This window comes from Mycobacterium sp. Panama NTM2 (assembly GCF_054355555.1).
In genome coordinates this window covers 3,076,122-3,101,787 of the sequence record NZ_CM135953.1, presented here as the reverse complement: position 1 = coordinate 3,101,787, position 25,666 = coordinate 3,076,122, and the positions used below count along the sequence as shown (strand labels likewise).

Sequence of the window (25,666 nt, the reverse complement as noted above, 5' to 3'; positions counted from 1 at the left end):
TCCACCTCGACACACCCCGCCGGCGCGATGCCGGCGGGGTTCGTCGTGTCAGGACCCGTCCCCGCGCGTCAGCATCGCCACCAGTGCCGGTCCGTACTCCTCGAGCGCCGCGATGTCGAGCAGATCGGAATGCCGGAACGGCACCGACACCGCCGTCAACTCGCCGCCGATGTAGCGACGCCACGCTGGTGACGCAGTGCCCCACTGATCGACCTCTTCTGCGGCGTCGACGAAGAAGACGTTCCCGTCGTAGTGACCGTAGTCGGCGTTCGCCGTGAAACGCTCTGCGGCGATGTAGTTCTCGATCGCCACCGCCACGTGCCGGTCGTCGAGGACGGTGATGGCATCGCCCTGTTCCTTCATCAGCTCGACGGCCTGCTCGACGGTCAGGCGATCCTCGGGATCGACAGGGAAACCCATCTCCGCCAGCACACGTGCCAGCACGGCGTCTCGATCGTGGACGCGGCCGGCTTCGGTCACCTCCGGGTAGGAGTCCAGCATGGCGACCATGCCGATGAGCCGACCGCGCCGCCGCAGCTCCTGCGCCGCCAACAGCGCGAGAACGCCACCGAACGACCACCCCAGGAGGCGGACCGGACCGTCGGGAGCGATCTGCTCGACGATGTCGGCATAGTCCGACGCCAGCGAGGCCAGATCGTCGGGCAGCTGACCGCCCGAGAACAGCGCAGACTGCAGCGCATAGAGCGGGACATCGCTCGGCAGAACATGTTTGAGCGCCGCGTAGGGCCAACCGAGGCCGCTGGCCGGCGGCAGGCAGAACAGCGGTGCCGCAGTCCCGGTGGTCCGCAGCGGCAGCGCGGGTGCAAAACTTCGCGCTCCGCCGCCCGAGTGCCCGGACAGCAGGTCGTCGACGGCGGCGACGGTGGAGGCGACCATCAGGTCGGCCACGGACACGCGATCCGCAGCGCCGGCGAACTCGCGGCGCAGGACCGACGTCAGGCGGACCAGCAGCAGGGAATGTCCGCCCAGTTCGAAGAAGTCGGCGTCGACCGAGTCCACCGGCGTACCCAGGATGTCGGTGAAAAGCTCGCACAGCCGACGCTGCCGCTCGGTGCTCGGGGGACGCCCTGCGCTCGCGGAGAGAACCGGTTCGGGTAGTGCGTTCTTGTCGAGCTTGCCGCTGGGGGTGAGGGGGAACGCATCGAGCCGGATGAATGCCGCGGGCACCATGTGGCTGGGGAGGGCGCGGGCGGCGAAGGCGCGCAGTGTGTCGGCATCGGCGGGTTCGGGCGCGTCGCTGAGGTAGTAGGCGATGAGTCGTTGGTTGCGGACGATGACGCGTGTGGTGGTGATGGTGGGGTGTGTGGTGAGGGTGGTTTCGATGTCGGTGGGTTCGATGCGGATGCCGCGGAGTTTGATTTGGTCGTCGGTGCGGCCGAGGTAGTCGAGGACGGGGGTGCCGTTCGGGGTGTTGCGCCAGCGGACGAGGTCGCCGGTGCGGTACATGCGGTGGCCGGGCTGGAACGGGTTGGCGACGAATCGTGCTGCGGTGGTGTGGGGTTGGTTGAGGTATCCGTGTGCGAGTTGGGGTCCGGCGAGGTAGAGCTCGCCGGGGGTGTTGTCGGGGACGGGGTGGAGGTGGTCGTCGAGGACGAAGGTGGTGGTGTTCCACCCCGGGGTGCCCAGGGCGACGGGTCCGTCGTGGGGGGTGTTGTGGGAGGTCCAGCCCAGGACGTCGACGGCGGTTTCGGTGGGTCCGTAGAGGTTGTGGAGGGGGGTGTGGGGGAAGTGGTGGTGGAAGCGGTGCAGGAGGTCGGTGGTGAGGGCTTCGCCGCCGACGGTGACGCGGGTGAGGGTGGTGCAGTTTCTGACGGTGGGTTCGTCGAGGAAGACTTCGAGCATGGAGGGGACGAAGTCGATGGCGGTGATGCGTTGGTCGGTGATGGTGTGGGCGAGGTAGTGGGGGTCGCGGTGGCCGCCGGGTCGGGCGATCACGGCGGTGGCACCGGCCGTCAAGGGCCAGAACACTTCCCAGACGGAGGTGTCGAAGCTGATGGGGGTTTTGACCAGCATGCGATCCTCGGCTGAGAGCGGGTAGGCGTGCTGTAGCCACAGGATGCGATTGACGATGCCGGCGTGCGGCACGGCGATCCCCTTCGGCGTTCCGGTCGTTCCTGAGGTGTAGAGCACGTAGGCCACGGCCTGGGGATGGGTTGGCGGTAGGTGTCCTGGTGTCGAATCGCGCTGTGCGGCCGAGATGTCGGCGGTGTCGTCGACGATGACGGCGGGTGCGGCGTCGGTGATCATCTGGTCCAGGCGCGCGGCGGGGTAGTCGGGATCCAGGGGCAGGAACGCGGCGCCGGTTTTGGTGGTGGCCACCAGGGCGATGATGAGTTCCAGACTGCGGGGCAGGCGGATGCCCACGACCCCACCTGGTGCAGCGCCGCGGTCACGGAGCCGGGCGGCGAACCGATCCGACCACGCGTCGAGCTCGCCGTAGCTCACCTCGACACCCTCAAAGGACAACGCAACAGCCTCGGGTGCCTGCTCGACGCGCGCGCGGACGAGGTCACCCAGCGTGGCCGCGGGAATCGGGTGGGCAGTGTCGTTGCGGGTCGCGAGGGCGCGGCGTTCGGCCGCCGTGACGAGGACGAGGTCACCGGCGCGGCGGTCGCGGTCGCCGGCGATCTGCTCGACCACCGACATCAGCCGGGTGCCGAGGGTGTGCACCGTGTCGCCGTCGAACAGGTCGGCGCTGTACTCGACGACGATCGTCGCAGTGCCATCGGGTTGTTCGGTCAGCGTCACGCCCAGATCGAACATGGCGGTCTGCGCCGTGTGTTCGTGCCAGCGGACAGGGAGCCCGAACAGGGTGGTGTCGTCGTCGGTGTCGCGGTGGTGGGCGATGAAAACGTTGAACAGGGGATTGCGGCCCGGGATTCGCGGTGGGTTGAGGGTTTCTACGATGCGGTCGAAGGGCAGGTCGGTGTGGGCGAACGCGGCGAGATCGGCGCTGCGGGTGCGTCCGAGCAGGTCGGCGACGGTGGGGTTGCCGGAGACGTCGGTGCGGAGCACGACGGTGTTGACGAACAAGCCGACCAGGTCACTCAAAGTGGCGTCGTCGCGGCCGGCGACCGGGGTGCCGACCACGATGTCGGTGCCCGCCCCTAGCCGGTGCAGCAGGAGCGCGACAGCGGTGTGCAGCACCATCAGCACGCTGACCTGCTCTGCGGCGGCCACCTCGCGCAACGCTGTGACGCTGCCGGGGTCGAGTACCAGTTCCACCGCACCGCCGGTGCCCGTTGGTGTTGTAGGGCGGGGTCGGTCGGTGGGCAGGGCGAGTTGGTCGGGGGCGTCGCGCAGGGTGTCGGTCCAGAACTGCAGGTGCTCATCGGCGGTCAGCTCGAGCAGATCCCGTTGCCACAGGGCGTAATCGGCGTACTGGACGGGCAGCGGTTCCCACCGGGGTGGGTGGCCGGCGTGGCGGGCGAGGTAGGCGTTCTCGAGATCGTTCAGCAGGGGGGCGTCGGACCATTCGTCGGTGGTGATGTGGTGCAGCAGCAGCACGACGGTGGTGGTTGCGTCGGCGTGGCTGATGAGCGTGATGCGGAGGGGTGTTTGTCGGGTCAGGTCGAACCGGTGGGTGGTGGCCTGCGCGATGAGCTCATCCAGAGGTGCGTCGTCCTCGTCGAGCATCTCGATGGGGGCCGTGGTATGGGGGGGCAGGATCGTCTGGGTGAAACCGCTGTCGTGTTCGGTGAACACCGTGCGCAGGGTTTCGTGGCGGGCCACCACGTCACCCACCGCGGCGGTGAACGCGGCGACGTCGAAGGCGGCCGGGGCGGTGAACACCAACGGATAGTTGTAGGCGACACCGGTTTCGGGCAGCTGATCGACGATGAGCATGCGTTCCTGGGCGGCCGACACCGGGATCACGGCCGGTCGTTCACGCGCGACGAGCTCGGCGCGCGACGGCCCCGACGGTGACGCGCTGTCGATGAGGTCGGCCAAGCCCGCCACGGTGGGGTGGTCGAACACATCACGCAGAGACAGCTCCACACCGAACAGCGACCGCACCCGGCTGATCAACCGGATACTCGACAACGAATGCCCGCCGGAAGCAAAGAAATCGGCATCGATGTCGGCGACTTCACGGCCGAGAACCGCGGCGAAGAGGTCGCACAGCTGACGCTGGGTCTCGGTGATCGGAGCACGTCCTGTGACAGCGACCGGTGTCGGATCGGGCAGGGCGCGTCGGTCGAGCTTCCCGCTCGGGGTGAGGGGAAACGCGTCGATGGCAATGAAATCCGTCGGCACCATGTGCGAGGGCAGAAGGCGTGCGGCGAAGTCGTGCAGTGATTCCTGCGCCGGCGCTCCGTTGGGCACGTAGTAGGCGATGAGTCGTTGGTTGCGGACGATGACGCGTGTGGTGGTGATGGTGGGGTGTGTGGTGAGGGTGGTTTCGATGTCGGTGGGTTCGATGCGGATGCCGCGGAGTTTGATTTGGTCGTCGGTGCGGCCGAGGTAGTCGAGGACGGGGGTGCCGTTCGGGGTGTTGCGCCAGCGGACGAGGTCGCCGGTGCGGTACATGCGGTGGCCGGGCTGGAACGGGTTTGCGACGAATCGTGTTGCGGTGGTGTGGGGTTGGTTGAGGTATCCGTGTGCGAGTTGGGGTCCGGCGAGGTAGAGCTCGCCGGGGGTGTTGTCGGGGACGGGGTGGAGGTGGTCGTCGAGGACGTAGGTGGTGGTGTTCCACCCGGGGGTGCCCAGGGCGACGGGTCCGTCGTGGGGGGTGTTGTGGGAGGTCCAGGCCAGGATGTCGACGGCGGTTTCGGTGGGTCCGTAGAGGTTGTGGAGGGGGGTGTGGGGGAGGTGGTGGTGGAAGCGGTGCAGGAGGTCGGTGGTGAGGGCTTCGCCGCCGACGGTGACGCGGGTGAGGGTGGTGCAGTTTCTGACGGTGGGTTCGTCGAGGAAGACTTCGAGCATGGAGGGGACGAAGTCGATGGCGGTGATGCGTTGGTCGGTGATGGTGTGGGCGAGGTAGTGGGGGTCGCGGTGGCCGCCGGGGCGGGCGATCACGGCGGTGGCACCGGCCATCAAGGGCCAGAACACTTCCCAGACGGAGGTGTCGAAGCTGATCGGCGTCTTGACCAGCATGCGATCCTCGGCTGAGAGTGGGTAGGCGTGCTGCAGCCACGCGATGCGATTGACGATGGCGGTGTGGGGAATGACCACACCTTTTGGCGTGCCGGTGGTGCCTGAGGTGTAGAGCACGTAGGCCACGGAGTCGGGGTGTGCTGGTGGCAGGGGTGCGGGTTGTGGATCGTGTTGTGCGGCCGAGATGTCGGCGGTGTCGTCGACGATGACGGCGGGTGCGGCGTCGGTGATCATGTGGTCCAGGCGCGCGGCGGGGTAGTCGGGGTCCAGGGGCAGGAACGCGGCGCCGGTTTTGGTGGTGGCGATCAAAGCGACGATGAGTTCCAGACTGCGGGGCAGGCGGATGCCCACAACCGCACCTGGTGCAGCGCCGCGGTCACGGAGCCGGGCGGCGAACCGATCCGACCACGCGTCGAGCTCGGCGTAGCTCACCTCGACACCCTCGAAGGACAGGGCGGTCGCAAGCGGTGTCCGCATTGCCTGAGCCGACACCAACGCCGCCAGACTTGCCGACGGCACAGCATGTTTGGTGTCGTTTCGTTCGACGACGATGCGCTCGCGCTCCTGCGGGGTCAGGATGTCGACGTCGCCGACGCGGGTCCCCCCGTCGGATGCGACAGCCTCACAGACCCGACTCAGTCGCTGACCGAGTGCAAGCGCCGACTCCCGGTCGAACAGGTCCGCGCTGTACTCGACGGTGAGCGTCGCGGTGTCGTCGGGATGTTCGGTCAGCATCATGCCGATGTCGAACATGGCTGCGGTGGGGGCGGATTCGGGCCAGTGGGCAGGGAGCCCGAACACGGTGGTGTCGTCGTCGCTTCTGCGGTAGTGGGCGATGAAGACGTTGAACAGGGGGTTGCGGCCTGCGATGCGGGGTGGGTTGAGAGCTTCGACGATGCGGTCGAAGGGCAGATCGGCGTGGGCGAAGGCGTCGAGATCGTCGGTGCGGATGCGGGTGAGCAGCTCGGCGAAGCTGGGATCGCCCGACACATCGGTGCGCAGCACGACGGTGTTGACGAACAACCCGACCAGGTTGTCGAGCGCGGCGTCGTCGCGGCCCGCGACCGGCGTACCGACCACGATGTCGGTGCCCGCCCCTAGCCGGCGTAACAGAACCGCCACCGCGGCATGCAACACGGCGAGCATGCTGGCGTGATGCGTTGCCGCCAGGTTCCGCAGAGCGAGGGTGGCATCGGTGCTCAGCTCCACGGCGATCCTCCCGCCGGTGCCGGTGGGTGTGGTGGGGCGGGGTCGGTCGGTGGGCAGGGCGAGTTCGTCGGGGGCGTCGTGCAGGGTGTCGGTCCAGAACTGGAGGTGTTCGTCGGCGGACTGGTCGAGCAGATCCCGTTGCCAGAGGGCGTAGTCGGCGTACTGGACGGGCAGCGGTTCCCATTGGGGTGGGTGGCCGGCGTGGCGGGCGAGGCAGGCGTTCTCGAGATCGTTCAGCAGGGGTGCGTCAGACCATTCGTCGGTGGTGATGTGGTGCAGCAGCAGCACGACGGTGGTGGTTGCGTCGGCGTGGCTGATGAGCGTGATGCGGAGGGGTGTTTGTCGGGTCAGGTCGAACCGGTGGGTGGTGGTGCGGGCGATGATCTCCTCGAGCGGCCCGTGGCGGTCGTCCAGCATCTCGATGGGGGTTGCGGTGTCGGGGGGCAGGATGGTCTGGGTGAATCCGCTGTCGTGTTCGGTGAACACCGTGCGCAGGGTTTCGTGGCGCGCGACCACGTCACCGACCGCCGCGGTGAACGCGGCGACGTCGAAGCCTTCGCCGACCGTGACGATCAACGGATAGTTGTAGACCGTTCCGGTCTCGGCGAGCCGGTCGACGATGAGCATGCGTTCCTGGGCGGCCGAGACCGGGATCACGGCCGGTCGCTCGCGGGCGACGAGCTCGGGGCGCGACGGCTCCGACGGTGATGCGCTGTCGATAAGGTCGGCCAAGCCCGCCACGGTGGAGTGGTCGAACACATCACGCAGAGACAGCTCCACACCGAACAGCGACCGCACCCGGCTGATCAACCGGATACTCGACAACGAATGCCCGCCCAGCGCAAAGAAGTCGGCGTCCACCCCGGTGACCCCGACCCCGAGGACGTCGGCGAAGACGCCGCACAGGTCGTGCTCGGTCTGTGTCTGCGGCGCGCGTCCGGAGTCGACGACGATCTCGACATCAGGCAGCGCACGGATGTCGAGTTTCCCGTTGTCGGTCAGCGGCAGCGCATCGACCATGCCGATGGCTGCGGGCACCATGTGCTGGGGCAGCGCTGAGGTCAGGTGGCTGCGCAGCTGCGCCGGCAGATCGGCGTCACCGGTGGCGACGACGTAGGCCAGCAGCCGGTGCGAACCGGCCGGATCGGGCACGGCGATCACCGCGGCCTGCGTCACCGCGGGATGGTCGTGCAGCACGGCCTCGATCTCACCGAGTTCCACCCGGTGGCCGCGGATCTTCACCTGGTCGTCGGACCGTCCCAGGTAGTCGATGTTGCCATCGCTCCGACGACGGACCACGTCACCGGTCCGGTACATGCGATCGCCGGACCGGAACGGGTTGGCGAGGAAGCGCTGGGCCGTCAGCCCGGCTCGGCCCCGGTACCCGTGGGCCAGACCGGCCCCGGAGATGTACAGCTCACCGGCCACTTCGTCGGGCACCGGACGCAACCAGGCGTCGAGGACGTAGACCCGGGTGTTCCAGATCGGTGCGCCGACCGTCGGTGTCGCGCTGTCGTCGGTGCCGGCGCCCAGCGTGTTGATCGTGTACTCGGTGGGTCCATAGAGGTTGTAGCCGTAGCTGGTGTCGCTGTCGCGCAACCGATTCCACACGCTCGGCGACACCGCCTCGCCACCCAGCAGTACCAGCACGGGTGGATGCGGGGGGTCGAGCAGGCCTTGCTCGAACAGCAGTGAGGCGTAGGTCGGCGTCACGTTGACGACATCGATCCCGTGATCCTGGCAGTACGCCACCAGAGCCACGGCGTCGCGGCGCAATTGCTCGTCGCATATGTGCACCTCGTGGCCTTCGATCAGCCACAGCAACTCTTCCCATGACATGTCGAAGGAGAACGACACGGTGTGCGCGATCCGCATGCGGCGCCCGCCCGCACGCTCGATCGCAGGTCCGAAGATCGCCTCGCGGTGGTTGAGGTGCATGTTGGTCAAGCCCCGGTGCGCCGTGGAGACCCCCTTCGGGGTGCCGGTGGAACCCGAGGTGTAGATCAGGTAGGCCGGCGCGTCGAGCGGCGGCGTGTAGCCGTCCCAGTCTGCGGATGCGGCCGCCAACGTCGTTGCGACAGCGGGATCGTCGAGAACCAGCTGAGGACGCTCCGAAAACCCCCCGATGCGTTCGGCAACTGCGCTCGTGGTGAGGACGTGGACCGGCTCGGCGTCGGTGAGCATCACCCGTAGCCGCTCGTCGGGGTAGTCCAGTTCGAGCGGCAGATAGGCCGCACCGGCGCGCAGTACGGCGAACAGGGCGATGACTGCGTCGATCGAGCGCGGCATGGCCAGCGCCACCGTGTCGCCCTCGCCGACGCCGTTGTCCCGCAGCAGCCAGGCCAGACGGTTGATCGACGTCTGCAGGGCGGCGTAGTCGACGCGTCGGTTTCCGCACACCAGTGCGGTCAACTCAGGTGACTGTTGCGCACGGTCGGCGAGCAGGTCGGTGACCGCTGCCGCCGGAAGGGGCCGGTCCGTCGCGGTCTCGGCCGCGGCGAGTTGCCGGTGTTCGTCGGCCAGCACGAGCGGGATCGTGCCCAGGGGATCGGTGCCGCGCGCGAGCGCGACGAACTCCAGCACCTGCTGCAGCCGGTCGAGCAGGCGCTGCGCATGCGCGCGGCCGACGACGTCGGGGCGGTATTCGAGCTTGACCCACAGCCGGCGACCCGGGGATGCGACCCACGTCAAGGGATAGTGCGACGCGTCCACCGAGTCGTGACCGACGATGCCGTGCTCGGTTTCGAGGTCGGTGAAGGTGTCGTCGTCGAGGAAGTTCTGCAGCACGAACAGGCTGTCGAACAGCGGTGCCCCCGCAGCGAAACCGTGGGTTCCTGCCAGTGCGCGCTGGATCTCACCCAGTCCGAGGTATTCGTGGTCCATCATGGCCAGTCGGTCGGACTGCACGGCGCGCACGGTGTCGTCCAGGCGGCGCTCGGGGGACAGCCGCACGCGGGTGGGAACCGTGTTCAGGAACAGTCCGATGACGTCGGCGATCCCGTCGATCTCGGTCGGTCTGCCGGCCACTGTCAACCCGAAAACGACATCAGCACTGGCTGTTTCATAGCTGATCACCATCGCCAGCGCCGTGCTGATGATCGCGTTGAGGGTGACTCCGCACTCCCGGGCCCTGGCGCGCAGCGCGCTGGTCTGATCCGGGGAGAGCAGGAATTCCAGGCGCAGCGCGAGTGTCGGTTCGGTGCCGACCGCTGATGGCACGAGCAGCGACGGACCGGGCAGCCCGGTCAGGGCCTCTGCCCATCGGCGCGTGGATTCCGCTGTGTCCCGCCCAGCGAGCCAGGCGAGGTAGTCGGTGAAGTCCGCGGTGGGTTCAGGGAGATCCACCGATTGACCCTTGCGGGCAGCGGAATACGCGGCGAACAGTTCTCTGAGCAGCTGTTCGCGCGACCATCCGTCGAGCAGCAGGAAGTGGTAGCTGAAGATCAGACGGTCGGCCCGCCCGGTGCGTACCACGGTGAAACGCGCGAGCGGCGGTGACGACAGGTCGAAAGTGCGTTCCCGGTCGGCGCGCGTGATGCGGTCGAGCGCCTCGTCGATGTCCGCCGCATCGGTGGCCTCAGCGATGTCGAGCACCTCGACGCCCACCGGGGGATCGGCGGCGATCGCTGCGATCGGTTCGGGCGTGCCGTCCGCCCAGAAGGCCGACCGGAGAACGGGATTGCGGGCCATCACCAGCGCGTAGGCACTCCGCAGTGCGTCGATGTCGACGGGTTCGGCCATGTCGAAGACGTTCTGCACGATGTACACCGCGGCCGGCGAATAGCGTGCCTGGAAGTACACGCCCTGCTGTAGCGGCGAGAGCGGCCAGATCGTCTCGACCGGGACGGGCACGGCGGCCAGGACCGTGTCGATCTGATCCTGGTCGAGGGTGACCAGGGGTAGATCCGACGGTGTCAGTGTGCGATCGGCGGAACCGGCTGTTGCGCCGAGTTCCTGCAGAACGTTCACCCAGTGTCCGGCGATGTCGGTGGCGTCGCGCTCGGAGAACTCCCCGTCGGCGTACGTGAAGACCGCACGCAGCATCGGGCCGTCCGCGGTGTCGTCGCAGTGGGCGTTGACCTCCAGCAGGTACGGGGTGCCGAGGTCGGGGTCGGGATCGGTGCGCAGCGGTTCCGGTGCGGGCTGCCAGTCGGCGTCGCCCGCGGACCAGCGCCCGAGGTAGTTGAACAGCAGCTGCGGCGCCGGTAGCCGGCCGAGCGCCCCGGCGGTCCGCGGATTGCAGTAGCGCAGCAGCCCGAATCCGATGCCGCCGTCGGCGCTCGCCCGTACGGCTTCCTTGACATCGCGCAGGGCCGCCACCAGATCGGCGTCGTCGCATCGCAATCGCACCGGGGAGATGGCGGTGAACCATCCGACGGTGCGGGACAGGTCGACGTCGCCGCCCCAGCGGTCACGTCCATGGCGTTCGATGTCGACGACGAGGTCTGCGTCGGTGGCCCGGCCGGCCGCCCGGCGCCACCGGTTCACCGCGAGGGCCAAAGCGGTCAGCAGCGTCTCGGTCACGTCGGCGTTGGCCAGCTCGGGGACGGTGGTGAGCAGCGGTACGGTCTCGGCCACGTCGAGAACCACGTGATGGTCACGGGTCGCCCCGACGGTGAGGCCCACGGTGAGTGCCTCCGGGTCGAGTTCCCCGCCGGGGGCCAACGTGGCCGACCAGTGCTCGAACTCCGCGAGCCGGGAGGCGCGCTGCGCCTCCTCGGTGACGGCGCGCGCGTACGCGCGATACGACGTCGGAACAGCGGGTAGGGCCCGACTGCCGGTGTCGCGGCACGCATCGGCGAGGTCGTCGACCAGGATGTGCCAGGACACCGCGTCGACGGCGAGGTGGTGGACGACCAGGATCAGCCGACCCTGAGCGTCAGGGCCTCGGTCGAACCACACCGCCTGCAGCATCGCCTGCGCTTCCGGATCGAGGCGGCCCGTCGCGGCATCCGATTCGACGGCGATCGCCTCGGCCAGTTCGTCGCTGGTCATGGCCGATGCGTCGATGCGCGTCAGCGGAACCGCCGCGGCTTCGGCCGTCTCCAATGACCACAGCGTCGGCGCCGGCCGCAGCAAGCGCATCCGGAGTGCGTCGTGGCGTTCGACGACGGCCCGCAGCGCTGCGTCGAGCACGTCGACGGTGAGGCCGGGCGGCGTGCGCAGCATCTGGGCCTGGTTGAACCGGGTGATGGTGCCGCCGAGTTCGGCTTGCCGCAGCACGATCGGCGGGAGAGGAACCTCGCCGGTCGGTTCGGTCGACGGGGAGACGGCCGGCGCGGGCTGATCCGCCGCGGTCACATCGGCCACGTCGGCGAGCGCGGCCGGGGTGCGCGCCGCGAACACCTGCTGCGGCGTGATGCGCATGCCGGCACGCCGGGCGAGGTTGACGAGCTGGATGGCCACGATGCTGTCGCCACCCATCGTGAAGAAGTCGTCGTTCACGCCGACGGGGACGCGCAGGATCTCGCTGCACAGTTCGGCGATCCGCGCGGCGGCATCGCGCGTCGCCGGCTCGGCGACGGTGGTGGCGCCGTAGGGAGCGGGCAGGGCGGCCCGGTCGAGCTTGCCGTTGACCGTCAAGGGTAGGTCCTCCAGGGTGACGAACGCCGCCGGCACCATGTAGTCCGGAATGCGTTGTTGCAGTGTGCGTTTGAGTTCCGCAATGGCCAGCGGCCGGGTGGTGACGAGGTATCCGATCAGCGTGGTGCGCCCCGACTCGTCGGTGTGCACCGCCGCGGCGGCGTTGCGGACGTCGGGCAGGGCGGCCAGCGCGGTCTCCACGTCGCCGAGCTCGATGCGGTAGCCGCGGATCTTCACCTGGTGGTCGGAGCGGCCGACGTACACCAGTTCGCCGGTGGCGGTGGCCATTGCGGTGTCTCCGCTGCGGTACAACCGGCGACCGGCTCCGTGCGGGTCGGCGACGAATCGGCTCGCGGTCAGCCCGGGCTTGCCGATGTAGCCGCGGGCGACCTGATCGCCCGCGACGTAGATCTCGCCCACGACGCCCACGGGAACGGGCCGCAGCTGCTCGTCGAGCAGATGCGCGGTGAGGCCCGGCAGTGCATCGCCGATCACCCCACGCTCGCCGGCATCCCGGGGGGTGAGGGGGCGATGGGAGACGTGCACACACGTCTCGGTGATGCCGTACATGTTGACCAGCTGCGGCCCGGCGGGCCCGCGGTGCAGCCAGCCGTCGAGCCGTGACGCGTCGAGCGCCTCCCCGCCGAAGATCACGTAGCGCAGCGCCAGGTCGGGGCGCATGCGGTCCTCGGCGTCGATGAGCGGGTAGAACGCCGACGGCGTCTGGTTCAGCACGGTGACCCGCTGCGCGGCCAGCAGCCCCAGGAAGCGTTCCGGGTCCCGCGCGTCGGCGCCGCTGACCAGTACCAGGCGTCCGCCGTGCAGCAACGCACCCCACATCTCCCAGACGGAGAAGTCGAACGCCGCGGAATGGAACATCGTCCAGGCGTCGTCGGCGGTGAAGTCGAAACGCTCCGCTGCAGCCGCGAACAGCGCAGCGACGTTGCGGTGGCTGACCGCCACCCCCTTGGGGACCCCGGTCGATCCGGACGTGTAGATCACATAGGCCGTGTGGTCGGCCAGCGCCGGTTCCGGGTGGACCTCGGGCGATGCGTCGTGACCCGGGTCCGCAGCGATGTCGGCGAGGACGACGGCCGGTACACCCACCTCGGGCACCCGGTCGTGCCGATCGGTCAGTACGCACACCGGGCCCGCGTCGGTCAGGATGTGGCGCAGCCGCGCCTCCGGGGAGTCCGGATCCAGTGGAACGTACGCACCGCCGGACTTGACGACACCGATCAGGGCGACGATCAGATCGAGTGAGCGGGGCACGGCGACCGCCACCCGCGATTCGGGGCGCACTCCGAGATCACTCAGCGTGGCCGCGACCCGGGTGGCCCGCGCATCCAGTTCGGCATAGGTCAGCGACCCGTTCTCCCCGGTGACCGCGACAGCGTCACCGTGCTGAGCAACCATGTCGGAAAACGCCTGTGCCAGAGTCCATCCGGTCGGTTCCACGACGGTGGTATCACCGGGGGTCCCGAGTTCCAGCGCGCCGATGGTGGTGTCGGCGTCGGTGGCCAGTGCGGTGAGGACCACTTCGAGGTGGTCGGCGTAGCGGTCGGCCTGGCGGCGGTCGACGACCGTGGCGTCGTAGGAGATCTCGATGACCAGCTCCTCGCCCAGGTAGGCGATCACGGCGACCGGATAGTGCGGGGCGTCGGTGCCGACGAAGCCGTCGAACGACAGCAGCTCCGGACGATGCTGCGACGAGATGGTGGGGAAGTTCTCGACGACGACGAGGGTGTCGAACAGTTCCCGGGCACCGGCGAGACGGGAGAGTTCGGTCAAGCCGACATGGTGGGCATCCAGCACACCGCTCTGTCGGTCGGCCATATCGGTCAACGCCGCGCCGAGCGACGTGTCGGGCTGCCACGACATCGCGACGGGGATCGTGTTGATCAGCAACCCGACCACGGTCTCGATGCCGGCCAGGTCACCGTCGCGGCCCGAGACCGTGGACCCGAACACCACCTCGCGGCGATCGAGCAGTCGCCCCAGCAGGATTCCCCAGGCGCCGTGCACGATGGCCGACATCGTCAGACCGCGGTCGCGGCCGACCCGTATCAGCGCGGAGGTCAGCTCGGCCGACAACCGGCGGGTGCTGCTGCGGTGCTCGCCGTCTGCCGTCGCGCCCCGATCGCCGTGTAAGAGCGTGGGTGTGGCCCCTCGCAGGGTCTCGCTCCACGCGTCGATCGCCGCGCCGTGGTCGCGGGCCAGTACGGATTCGACGTGGTCCCGCAGCGTCACCGGCACCGGGTCGAGGCCGGCCCGCCGCCCGAGCGCGGCGTTGTGCGCGGCCACGATGTCGCCGAAGATCACCGGATAGGACCAGCCGTCGGCGATGATGTGGTGCATCGTCTGGATCAGCCGGTGGTCGTTCTCGGCAAGTGAGACCAGGACGTAGCGCACCAGCGGTGCGTGCGAGAGATCGAAGGGGCGAGCGAGTTCCCGGCGGGCGATGTCGTCCACCTCGGCCAGATCGCCGGTGGCCGTGGCGATCTCGACCTCGACGTCAGACCAGATCACCTGTGCCAGGCGGCCGTCCTCCAGTTCGGTGAAACTCGCCCGCAGTGCCTGGTGACGGTCCACCACACGCCGGATCGCGCGCGTCAGCACATCCGGGTCGACGGGGCCCGAGAGTGTCGCGATCTGCTGGATGCGATAGGTATCCGGGGCGGTGTTGCCAGAGGTGTCGGCACCCCCGCCGAACACCGAGTGGAAGTACATGCCCTGCTGCAGGGGGAGCAGCGGAAGGACATCGTCGACCCGACCGTTGCGCTCCAGCGTGTCGACATCGGTCTGACTGAGCTGCGCCAGCGGGAAGTCCGACGGTGTGCGGCCGGCCAGCGAGGTGCAGCGCGCGACCGCCTCCAGCGCGGCGCGCCAGAGGTCGGCCAGCTCGCCGACGGCGTCGGGGTCGAGAAGCTGCTGAGGGAAGGCGAGCGTGATGCCGAGGGTCGGGCCGTCGCTCGACTCTTCGGCCAGCGCGGTGATCTCCAGCGCCACCGCGGGATTGGCGGGGTCCACCCCTTCTCGTAGCGTGCCGATGCTCGGCACGGGATCCCAGTCCCGTCCGCTGCCGCCGGCGAAGCGGCCCAGATAGTTGAACAGGATCTGCGGCGCCGGCGCGGCGAGATCCGGGTCGGCGCTCAGGTGCCGGAGCACGCCGTAGCCGATGCCGCGGTCCGGCACGGTCCGCAGTTGCTCCTTGACCGTTTTCACCGCGGCGGCCAGGCGGTCCCCGGCAGCCAACACGTCGGACCACGTCAGCTCGCCCGGGTCCAGGCGGACCGGGTAGATCGAGGTGAACCAGCCGACGGTGCGGGACAAATCCAGCGGCAGGTCGACCGACTCAGCTTCGCGACCGTGGCCTTCGACGTTGACGACGGTCGGCGAACCGGCCGCGCGGTCGCGGCTGCTGCGCCAGTGATGCAGCGCCATCGCCAGCGTCGCGAGCAGCGCGTCGTCGGATCTGCCGTGGAATGCCGCCGGGACTGAGGACAACACGGCGGCGCTGACGTCGCGGGACAGCGAGAAGGTATGCGTCGCAACGGTGTCCGCCAGGTCGACTGACGGATCAAGGGGGCGTGCGCCCAGATCAGGGTCCGCCGTCGCCAGCACGTCCGCCCAGTACCGGGCTTGATCGCCGAAACGGCCGCAACTGCTCAGCGCTTCGGACCAGGTGCGGAACGGCGTGGGTTCCGCCTCGAGGCGGGGCTGCGTGCCGGATTCCACCTGGGTCCAGGCCCGACGCAGGTCGTCGGCCAGGATCCGCCACGAGACACCGTCGACGACGAGGTGGTGGATCACGACCAAGAGTTGGCCCGGTCCGTGCGGGGCGTTCCACCAGAGCGCCTGCACCATCACGCCGTCGGCGGGAGACAGCCGGGACGCCGCCTCGACGGTCGCCGCGGCGATCGTGGTCGCGTCGAGTTCGGCGGTTGCCACGGTGAGGATCGCGGCCGGGTCCGGCCCCCGCTCGGGAACGGTCAGCTGCCAGCCGTCGGTGCCGTCGCGGAGCCGTGCGCGCAACATGCCGTGCCCGTCGAGCAGTGCGGCAAGCATGTCGCGCAGACCCGTCGCGGTGAGGGCGGCGGGTGTGCTGAAGACCATCGACTGGTAGAAGTTCGTCAGCGGTGTCTGTGCTGCAACGGTTTCCGCGAGCATCGGGGTCTGCGCCACATCGCCCGTGGCCGAGAGGTCGAGCCCACCGAGGGGGTCGGCTGTCGTCGGTGCGGCCTCGGCGAGCGCGGCGAGCGCGGCGACGGTGCGGCGCCGGAACACGTCGCGGGGGGTGATGTGCAGCCCTGCCGAACGCGCCCGGCCGCACAGCGCGATGGACGAGATGCTGTCGCCGCCGAGGGCGAAGAAGTCGTCGTCCGGTCCTATCCCGTCGAGATCCAGGACGGCCGAGACGATCTCGAGCAGCCGAGCTTCCCGCTCGCTGCGGGGACCCCTGGTCTGTTGCCGCGTCGGGGCGACGGGCTCCGGTAGAGCCGACACATCCAATTTGCCGTTGACCGTGAGCGGCAGCGCGTCGACCACGCCGTAGCGGGTCGGCACCATGTATGCGGGCAGCGTCGACGAGAGCTGCGCGTGCAACCGGCCCGCCATCTCGGTGGCGGCAAGCGACCGGTCGACGGGGATCACGTACGCCGCCAGACTTTTCACCGGCGGATCACCGGCCCGGGTGCGGACCACGACCGCGCAGCGCGAGACGTCCGGCAATGTGGCAAGAGCCGCCTCGATCTCGCCCGGTTCGATGCGGTAACCACGGATCTTCACCTGGTCGTCGGCGCGGCCCAGGTAGTCGAGCAGTCCGCTGTCGGGGCGGCGTCGCACGAGGTCGCCGGTGCGGTACATCCGGCCGCCGGCCACGAACGGGTCGGCCGGCATGGTCGCGGCGGTGAGTGCGGCGCGGCGGTGGTAGCCGCGCGCCAATCCCGTTCCGGCGATGTAGAGCTCACCGACGGTGCCGTCGGGCACCGGCCGCATCGCCTGGTCCAGGACGTAGGCCCGGGTGTTCCAGATGGGGCTGCCGACCGTCGGGGTCGGGCTGGCGTCGGTTCCGCCGCCGAGGGTGTTGATCGTGTATTCGGTCGGGCCGTAGAGGTTGTAGCCCGTTGTGGTGGGATGCTCGCGCAGCACCGACCAGACGTGTTCGCTGACCGCCTCGCCGCCCAGCAGCACCAGCGCCGGGGGGCGGGTGTCGAGTAGCCCGGCATCGATCAGGTGGTGGGCGTAGGTGGGCGTGACGTTGATGACGTCGATGGCGTGTTCGCGGCAGTAGTCGACCAGTGCGGGCGCGTCACGGCGCAGGTCCTCGTCGCAGATGTGCACGCGGTGTCCGTCGACGAGCCAGAACAGCTCCTCCCACGACATGTCGAACGAGAACGAGACGGTGTGGGCGACGTCGAGCCGGTCCCGGCCCGCGCGGTCCACGGTGGGGGCGAAGATCGCCTCGCGGTGGTTGAAGTACATGTTCGTCAACCCGGCGTACCCGGTGATGACGCCCTTGGGTGTGCCGGTGGACCCCGAGGTGTAGATCAGGTAGGCCGGATGCTGCAGACGCTCTGCCCCGCCGGCGAAGTCGCCGAGCTCGGGGGCGGTCAGCGGGTCTGCGGCTGTGGCGGCGATGTCGGCGCGGGTGGCCGCGTCGTCGAGCACGATGACGTGTGCGCCGTGCTCGGCGCCGCAGTCGGCCAGCTCAGGCTGCGACGAGGTGGTGAGCAGCAGCGTGGGGCGGGCGTCGGCGATGATGGTGCGCAGCCGGCCCAGCGGCAGGTCGAGTTCCAGCGGCAGGTATGCGGCACCGGCGCGCAGTACGGCAAACAACGCGACCACCATGTCGATGGAACGCGGAAGCGCCAGCGCGACACAGGTTTCGGGTAGCGCGCCCTGTCGGCGCAGCACGCGGGCCAGCTGGTTGACCCTTGCGTCGAACGCGCGGTAGGTCAGCTCTACATCGCCGAACACGAGCGCGATGTCGTCGGGGCGCCGGCGCGCCTGCTGCGTCAGCAGTTCGGCGATGGTGACCGGCTCGACGGCGCGTGGCTCGGCGTGGCGCTGCGGCGAAGTCGGTACACGCACGGCGCCGAGCATCGTGGCCGGAGCGTCGGCCAGTCCCTCGAGCGCGGCCAGCAGGGTGTCCACCATCTCGCGGGCGCGCTCGTCGCCGACCACGCGGTGCTCGAGCTTCACGGTCAGGCGACGTCCCGGGGTCAGTACCCAGGTCAGCGGGAAGTGGGTGGTGTCGTGGTAGTCGACATCGACGATGCCGTGCGCGGCATCCAGATCGGTGAAGGTGCCGTCGGCGAGGAAGTTCTGCAGCACCACCAGCGAATCGAACAGCGCCGCACCGGATTGCCCGGCGGCCCGCTGGATCTGCCCCAGTCCGAGGTGGTCGTGGGCCATCATGGTCAGCCGCTGCTCGGCGATCGCGGTGACCACGTCGGCCAGCGTCATCGCCGGTGCCAACGCGACGCGCACAGGCACCGTGTTGAGGAACAACCCGATCGTCTCGTCGATCCCGGCGAGCTCGCCCGGGCGTCCCGCCACGGTGGTTCCGACGACGGTGTCGGTGGTGCCGGCGTACCACCCGGTCACGACGGCCACGGCGGTGGTGACGACCGCGTTGAGCGTGACGCCGAGCGCCGAAGCGGTGTCGTCGAGCCGCGCGGTGACGGCTTCGTCGACCGCGACGACGATGCGGCCGGGTTCGGTGTCGACGGGTGCGTCGGTGGGCCGGTGTCCGCTTGCCGAGGTGGGTTCGTCGAGCCCGGCGAGAAGGCCCGTCCAGGCGGCGATCGCGTCGGTCTCGCCGGTGCGATCGAGCCAGCGCAGGTAGTCGGTGACCACCCCGGGACGCGGCGTGATGGCACCGTGTCGGCCACGAGACTCGTAGAGAGCGAAGAGCTCTCGCAGGACGAGTTCGCGGGACCAGCCGTCGAACAGCAGGAAGTGGTAGGTGAGCAGCATCCGGTCCTGGCCGCCCGGGAGCCGGACCACGGTGAGGCGCAGCAGCGGCGGGGCACCGAGATCGAAGGGCGTGGTGCGGTCCGCGTCGATCACGGAGTGCAGCGCGGTGGCGGCATCGTGCGCCGCACGGTCCGCGAGATCCACCACGCTCACCGACGCCGGCGGTGCGGTCAGCACGACCTGGACGACCGCGCTGGCGTCGGGGGCAGGGTCGGGCTCGGCATGGTCGACACTGCGGAACCCGGCACGCAGCTGGGGGTGGCGGGCCAGCAGGGCGGTGAACGCCGCCTGCAGCGCAGCGACGTCGATACGGTGATCGACGGTGAACACGTTCTGCGCGATATAGGTGATCGCGGGGGTGTCACCGAGCGTGCACTGGTAGTACACACCGTGCTGCAGCGGTGAGAGGCCCCAGATGTCGTCGAGCGACTCCGCCGCGGTGAGCCGCTGCAGTGTCGCCTGCGACAGCCGGACCGTGCCGAACCGCGGCACGGAATCCTTTTGTGCCGCGGTCACCTCCGCTGCCAGTGCGGCGATCCCGATCGCCGTGCGGCCCCGGAAGACGTCCTCGGCGGTGACCGAGACACCCTGTCGGGCCAGTCTGCTCGTCAGCCGGATCGCCCCGATGCTGTCACCGCCGGCGGCGAAGAAGTCCGTGTCCGCTCCGATGAGCTCCGCTTCGGCACCGAGTACGGCGGCAATGGTCTCGGCGATCACCTGCTGCAGATGGTCGGCAGGAGCCACATTCGCTGTCGCCTGCTGCGGCCGTACCGCGGCGCGAATCGCCGTGTGGTCACGTTTGCCGTTGGGCAGCAACGGGATCGACGGCACGGCGGTGATCGTCGCCGGAACCAGGTAGGAGGGCAGCTCGCGGCTCAGCGCCGCCCGCAGGTCGTCCGGGCTCGGGCCCTGCGCTGCCGTCACGACCACCGCCGCCACGGTGGCGTCGATGCCGACCACCGCCGCGTCGGCCACACCGGGCTGCCGCAGCAGCGCGGTCTCGATCTCGCCGGGTTCGACACGATGGCCGTTGACCGTCAGCTGATCGTCCGAGCGGCCGGCGAAGGCGACGGTGCCGTCGGGCTGCCAGGCGCCCAGGTCGCCGGTGCGGAACATCCGACCGCCACCCGGGGCGGCGACGAACCGGGCCGCGGTCTGCGCCGGCCGGTCCAGGTATCCGCGCGCCAATTGCGCTCCGCTGACGAAGATCTCGCCGATCGCTCCGGCGGGCAGGTCACCCAGGTGCCGGTCGAGGATGCGGATGTGCGCGCCGGGGACCGTCGCGCCGAGGGTGACGGTGGCGTTGTGCTGCTCGCCGGCGAGCACATCGCCGGTCACCTCCGACGATCCATAGGAGTTCACGACGATCGCACCGGTGTCACCGAGCGCGGCGAGGTCGGCCGGGGTCAGCGGCTCACCGCTGACGATCCACCGGCGCACCCCGGCCACGTCGTCGCGGTACTCGTCGGCGAGCGCGGCGGCCAGGGATGGCACGGCGAGCATCTGCTCGACGTCGTGGTCGGCGATCAGGGCCGCGAGGGCGCGTCCGTCGCGACTGGCTCGGTCGTCGGCGAGCACGGTGCACGCGCCGGCGGCCAGGCCCGCCAGCAACTCGGTGGTGCCGTCGATGAACGACAGCGAGCTCTTGGCCAGCCGGCGCTGCGCCGGCCAGGCGGTCAGCGCCCACCGCAGCCGATTGGCGAGCGCCCCATGGGTGCCGACCACAGCCTTGGGTTCTCCGGTCGACCCCGAGGTGTACAGCACCGATACCGCATCGCCCGGGCCGACAGGCGCGGGGGTGATGTCCTGCTGGGCCGCACCGATAGTGCCGACCTCGACCAGCGCGGTCTGCTCGGGCAGCGCTTGGATGATGACCTCGCGGCCGGCGTCGTCGACGAGCGCGACGCGTGGCCGAGCGTGGCCCAGCATGAACGCGATACGCGCTGCGGGGTATCCGAGGTCGACGGGGAGGTAGGCCGCGCCGGTGAGCGTGATCGCCCACAGGCCCGCGACGAGATCGGCTGACCGCGACATGCCCAGCGCCACCACGTCACCGCGCTGTATTCCCGCGTCGACCAGGCGGGCGGCGATCGCGCCGGCGCGCTCGCGCAGATCCCCGAATGTCGTCGTGCCGTCGGCGGTCTGCAGCGCGACGTCGGCGCGATAACTGCGGGCGGCGAATTCGAGAAGGCCGGTCAGGGTGCCGGCCTCGAGTCCGGTCGCCGGCTCGGCGGGACGGGCGATCGCGATGCGGGCACACGGCACGTCGAGATCGGCCGCCATCGCCGCCAGCACGCCGGCGAACACGCCGGCGACGGTGTCGGCGAAGGCATCGGAGATGTGGCTGCGCGCGTTGGTGATCGTGAGCGAGAGCCGATCGCGGACGGTGATCATGACGGTCAGCGCGTAGTGCGGGGCTTCGACGACCCGGATGTCGCCCATCCGGAGATCACCGACGGAAATGTCTGCGGCGCCGAGATTCTCGATGACGACGAGGGAGTCGAAGAGTTCATCGAGGCCGGAGAGGCGGTGCGCCTCGGTCAGGGGGAGATGATGATGTCCGAGTAGCTCCGCCTCGCGCCGGCCGAGTCGCGCGGCGACGCTGCGCGCCGGCTCGTCAGGCGCCCACGGCACCCGGACGGTGACGGTGTTGACCAGCAGTCCCACCATCTGTTCGATCCCGGGTACGTCCCCGTCGCGCCCCGACACCACCGACCCGAACGTCACGTCGGTGCGCCCGGTCAGCCGCCCGACGGCTAGCGCCCACGCCGTGTGCAGCAGCGTGCTGACGGTCACGCCCGCGGCGGCAGCGGCCGCCGCGACAGATTGCCGATCACCCAGCGTAAGGTCGCGGCGGCCGAACCCGGCGGCGGTGTCGGCCACGGTGCCGTCGGCCGCGGCCAGTCGGGTCGGACCGTCGATCCCGGCGAGCACCGGCGCCCACGCGGCGCGATCGGCGACGGCGTCACGATCACCGAGCCAGGTAACGAAGTCGGCGAAAGACAGTGCACGCGAATCGAACCCATCGTCGCTATAGGCGGTCAGCAGGTCGTTGAGCACCACGGGCACCGACCAGCCGTCGGCCACCAGGTGGTGCACGGTCTGCACCATCGTGGTCCGCTCAGCGCCGCGGCGTACCAGCGTGTACCGGGTCAATGGCGGGCGGGTCAGGTCGAAGCCGTGGTGCCGGTCTTCGGCCGCGCAGCGTTCGACAACAGCGTCGGCCTCGGCGGCGTCGGTGGCGTCGACGACGCGGAAATCGGGTGCGGCAGGAGGTGCGTGGACGGCGACGGGCGTGCCGTCGGCCAGGGTGACGAACGCCGCGGACAGCGCGAGGTGGCGCGCGGTGACGATGTCGGTGGCCCGCTGGAAGCGTTCGACGTCGAGCGGACCGTGGATGTCGACGATCTGCGTCACGATGTAGGGGTCGGCGTGCCGGCGGAACGTCGAATGGAAGTAGATGCCCTGCTGCACGGGCGTCAGCGGCAGCACCTCGTGGACACCGGGATAGCGGTGCTCGAGCTCGACGACGTCGCGGTCACCGAGGGCGACCTTGTCGAAATCCGAAGCGCTGTGCCCGCGAACGTCGTCGCTCGCCGCGATCAACTCCAGCAGCCGGATCCACCGGTCGGCAAGAGCCTGCACGTCGGCCGTGTCGAGGAGGGCGCCCGGCCAGCTGAAGGTGGCGCGCAACACCGGCCCGCTTCCGGTGTCGGCGGCCTCGGCGTTGATCTCGAGCAGCCGCGGCAACGGCATCGCGGGGTCGCGGCCTTCCAACGCCCCGTCGAACGCCCATGGCCGGTCGGCCGCGTCGAAGCGGCCGAGATAGTTGAACAGCACCTGCGGAGCGGTGGCCAGGTCGGTGGCACCCCGGAGGTGACGCAGCACGCCGTAGCTCAGGCCATGCGAGGGAACGGCGCGCAGCTGGTCCTTGATCGTGCGCACGGCCGCTCCGAGCGCGGGCCCGCCAGCCAGGGCGCTGCGCCAGTCAGTTCCGTTGTCGCGCAGCACCACCGGGTACAGTGTCGTGAACCAACCGACGGTGTCGGAGAGGTCGATGTCGCCGATTCGGCCGGTCTCGCGGCCGTGCCCCTCCATCTCAATCGTGAGCGCCTCGGGGTCGTCGACGCCACGGTCGGCGAGCCAGGCGCGCACCGCGAGGTACAGCGCGGCCACCAAGGCGTCGTTGACATGGCCGTGGATGCGTTCGGGTACCGCGGACAGCACCGCCTCGGTGGCCGCATACGACAGCGCGACCGTGAGGCTCGACTCGGTGGACACGGTGTCGCGGACCGGATCGAGAGAGGCAGCCAACCACTGTGTCTCGGCGCGTACGGCATCGCGCCAGTACGCGCGATCGTCGTCGAACACACCCTCGGCCGCGGCGTCGGCGAGGTGCGTGGCCCACGACCGGAACGCGGTACGGGTCGGCGGCAGGGTGGGCTCGTCGCCGGCGGCGAGTTGACGGTGGGCGGCGGCGAAGTCGTCGGCCAGAATGCGCAGCGAGATGCCGTCGACGACGACGTGGTGTGCGACCACGACGAGCCGACCCCGACCAGAGTCGGCGACGAGCCAGCCGACCGCCACCACGATGCCGGCAGCGGGGTCGAGGCACTCGACCAGGCGGTCACGCATAGCCGAGACGCCATCGGCCAGTGCGCCGGTGAGAAGCGGGGTCTCGGGCGGCCCGCTCGGGATCTCCAGCTCCGCAGCCGGTCCCGGTGTCGAGGCCCACAGCACGGGGTGGCGGGCCACCACCGCGTCGACCAGCCGCCGCACCGTGGGTCCGTCCAGATCGGGCGGTGCGATCAACGACATGCCCTGATAGAAGCCATGCATCGTCGATCCACCGCCGGTCGCGGCCATCTCGTCGAGCCACCTCAGGATCGGCGTTGCCGGCACGGGCCCGGTCGTGTCGATCGGCTTCCGGTCCGCGGGCACCGGTGCGGCGTCGACGAGAAGGGGTGCGAGCGCGGCCACGGTGCGGTGGGCGAACATGTCGCGGGGTCGCAGCGAGAATCCCAGGGCCCGCACCCGCCCGACGACACGGATCGCGACGATGCTGTCACCGCCGAGACCGAAGAAGTCATCGTCGATGCCGATTCCAGCTTCCTCGAGTTCGAGGGCCTCGGCGAACGCCCGGCACAGCACCTCTTCCCGCGTGTTCCGGGGTGCCCGCCCCTGCTGAACGCCCTGGGGTACCGGCGGGGCCGGCAGCGCCGCACGGTCGGTTTTCCCGTTGGCAGTCAGCGGGATCGCATCGAGCGCGACGAAATCGGTGGGCACCATGTACTCGGGGAGCCGGGACAGCGCCCATCGCCGGATGTCGTCGTGCAGCGTCGGGTCGTTCGCCACCCCCGGTGCGGCGAGCAGATATCCGACGAGCCGGTCCGCGGTGCCCTGCCGGTGCACCGTGACGACGGCGCGTCGCACCGCGGGATGGTCGGCGAGGTGGGCCTCGATTTCCTCGAGTTCGATGCGGCGACCGCGGATCTTGACCTGGTTGTCGGCGCGGCCGAGGAATTCGAGAGTGCCGTCCTCGGTCCACCGCGCCAGGTCTCCGGTGCGGTACATGCGTGTCCCGTCGGCATCGAACGGGTTCGCGATGAAGCGGGATGCGGTCATCGCGGATGCGTTGACATAACCGCGGCCCAGCAGGAATCCCGCGGCGTAGAGCTCGCCGCCGACACCGGGCGGGACCGGTCGCAGCGCGTCGTCGAGGACGTAGAGCTGGGTGTGGGGGTTGGGCCGCCCGATCGAGGTCGCGATCCGCTCGGCGGTCTCGCGATAGATCACATGCGAGACACCGATGGTCGCCTCGGCCGGTCCGTACCCGTGATAGAGCGTGGTGTCGAGCTGGCGCCGGAACCGGGCGAACAGACCGGGTGTCAGAACCTCGCCGCCGCACCACACGTGCCGCAGCGATGCCAACGCGCCGGGAGCGCCGTCGGCGATGGCGATCCGGTCGAGTTCGAGCAGCGTGTCCAGCATTGAGGACACCAGGTACACGAACGTGACCCGCTCAGCGGCGATGAGCCCGAGCAGGTACTCCGGATCCTTCTCGGCGTCCGGCGCGGCGATCACGACACGGCCGCCACTGATCAGCGGCAGCAGGATCTCGTTGACCGAAATGTCGAACGACAGAGGGGCTTTGAACAGCGAGGCGTCGTCACGGCCGAAGCCGAGGACATGGTCGCGTTGCCAGAGCAGCCGCTCGGCGATCGCCTCGTGGCGGATCATCGCGCCCTTGGGTGTGCCCGTCGATCCTGACGTGAAGATCACGTAGGCGAGCGCTCCTGGCAGTATCTGCACCTCCGGCACGGTGGCCGGCTCAGTGGCCAGTCGCCACTCGTCGAGATCGACCGCGACGGTGTCGACGTCCCAGTCGCTTGCGTCGGTGGGCGTGATGAGGGCGCACCGCACGCCGGCGTCGGCCAGCACCTGCCGCCGGCGATGTGCCGGCCACGCGGGATCGACGGGGACGAACGCGGTACCGGCCACCATGGCAGCGAGCACGCCGACCACCATCTCCGCTGACCGCGGGAGGCCCACCGCGACAACGTCTTCGGTATTGAAGCCGCGAGTGATCAGCGTGCGCGCCAGCTGAGCGACCCGGGTTTCGAGCTCGCGGTACGTCAGCCGCCGGGTGCCGTCGACGATCGCCACGGCGTCGGGGGTCTGTCCCCACCGCGCCGCGAGCAGCGCGGGCACGGTCGTGCGCCGATCGGGCGTCGAGTGGTTGTTCCACTGGTCGAGCAGATCGACGACGTCCAGC

The 25,666-nt window shown here is 69.7% G+C and carries 1 pseudogene; it reads right to left on the bottom strand.

What is annotated here, in order from left to right:
* Positions 1-48: 48 nt before the first annotated feature.
* Positions 49-25,650 (bottom strand): annotated as a pseudogene (locus ACXYX3_RS14600) (non-ribosomal peptide synthetase); the annotation flags it as partial.
* Between the last annotated feature and the right edge of the window lie 16 nt (positions 25,651-25,666).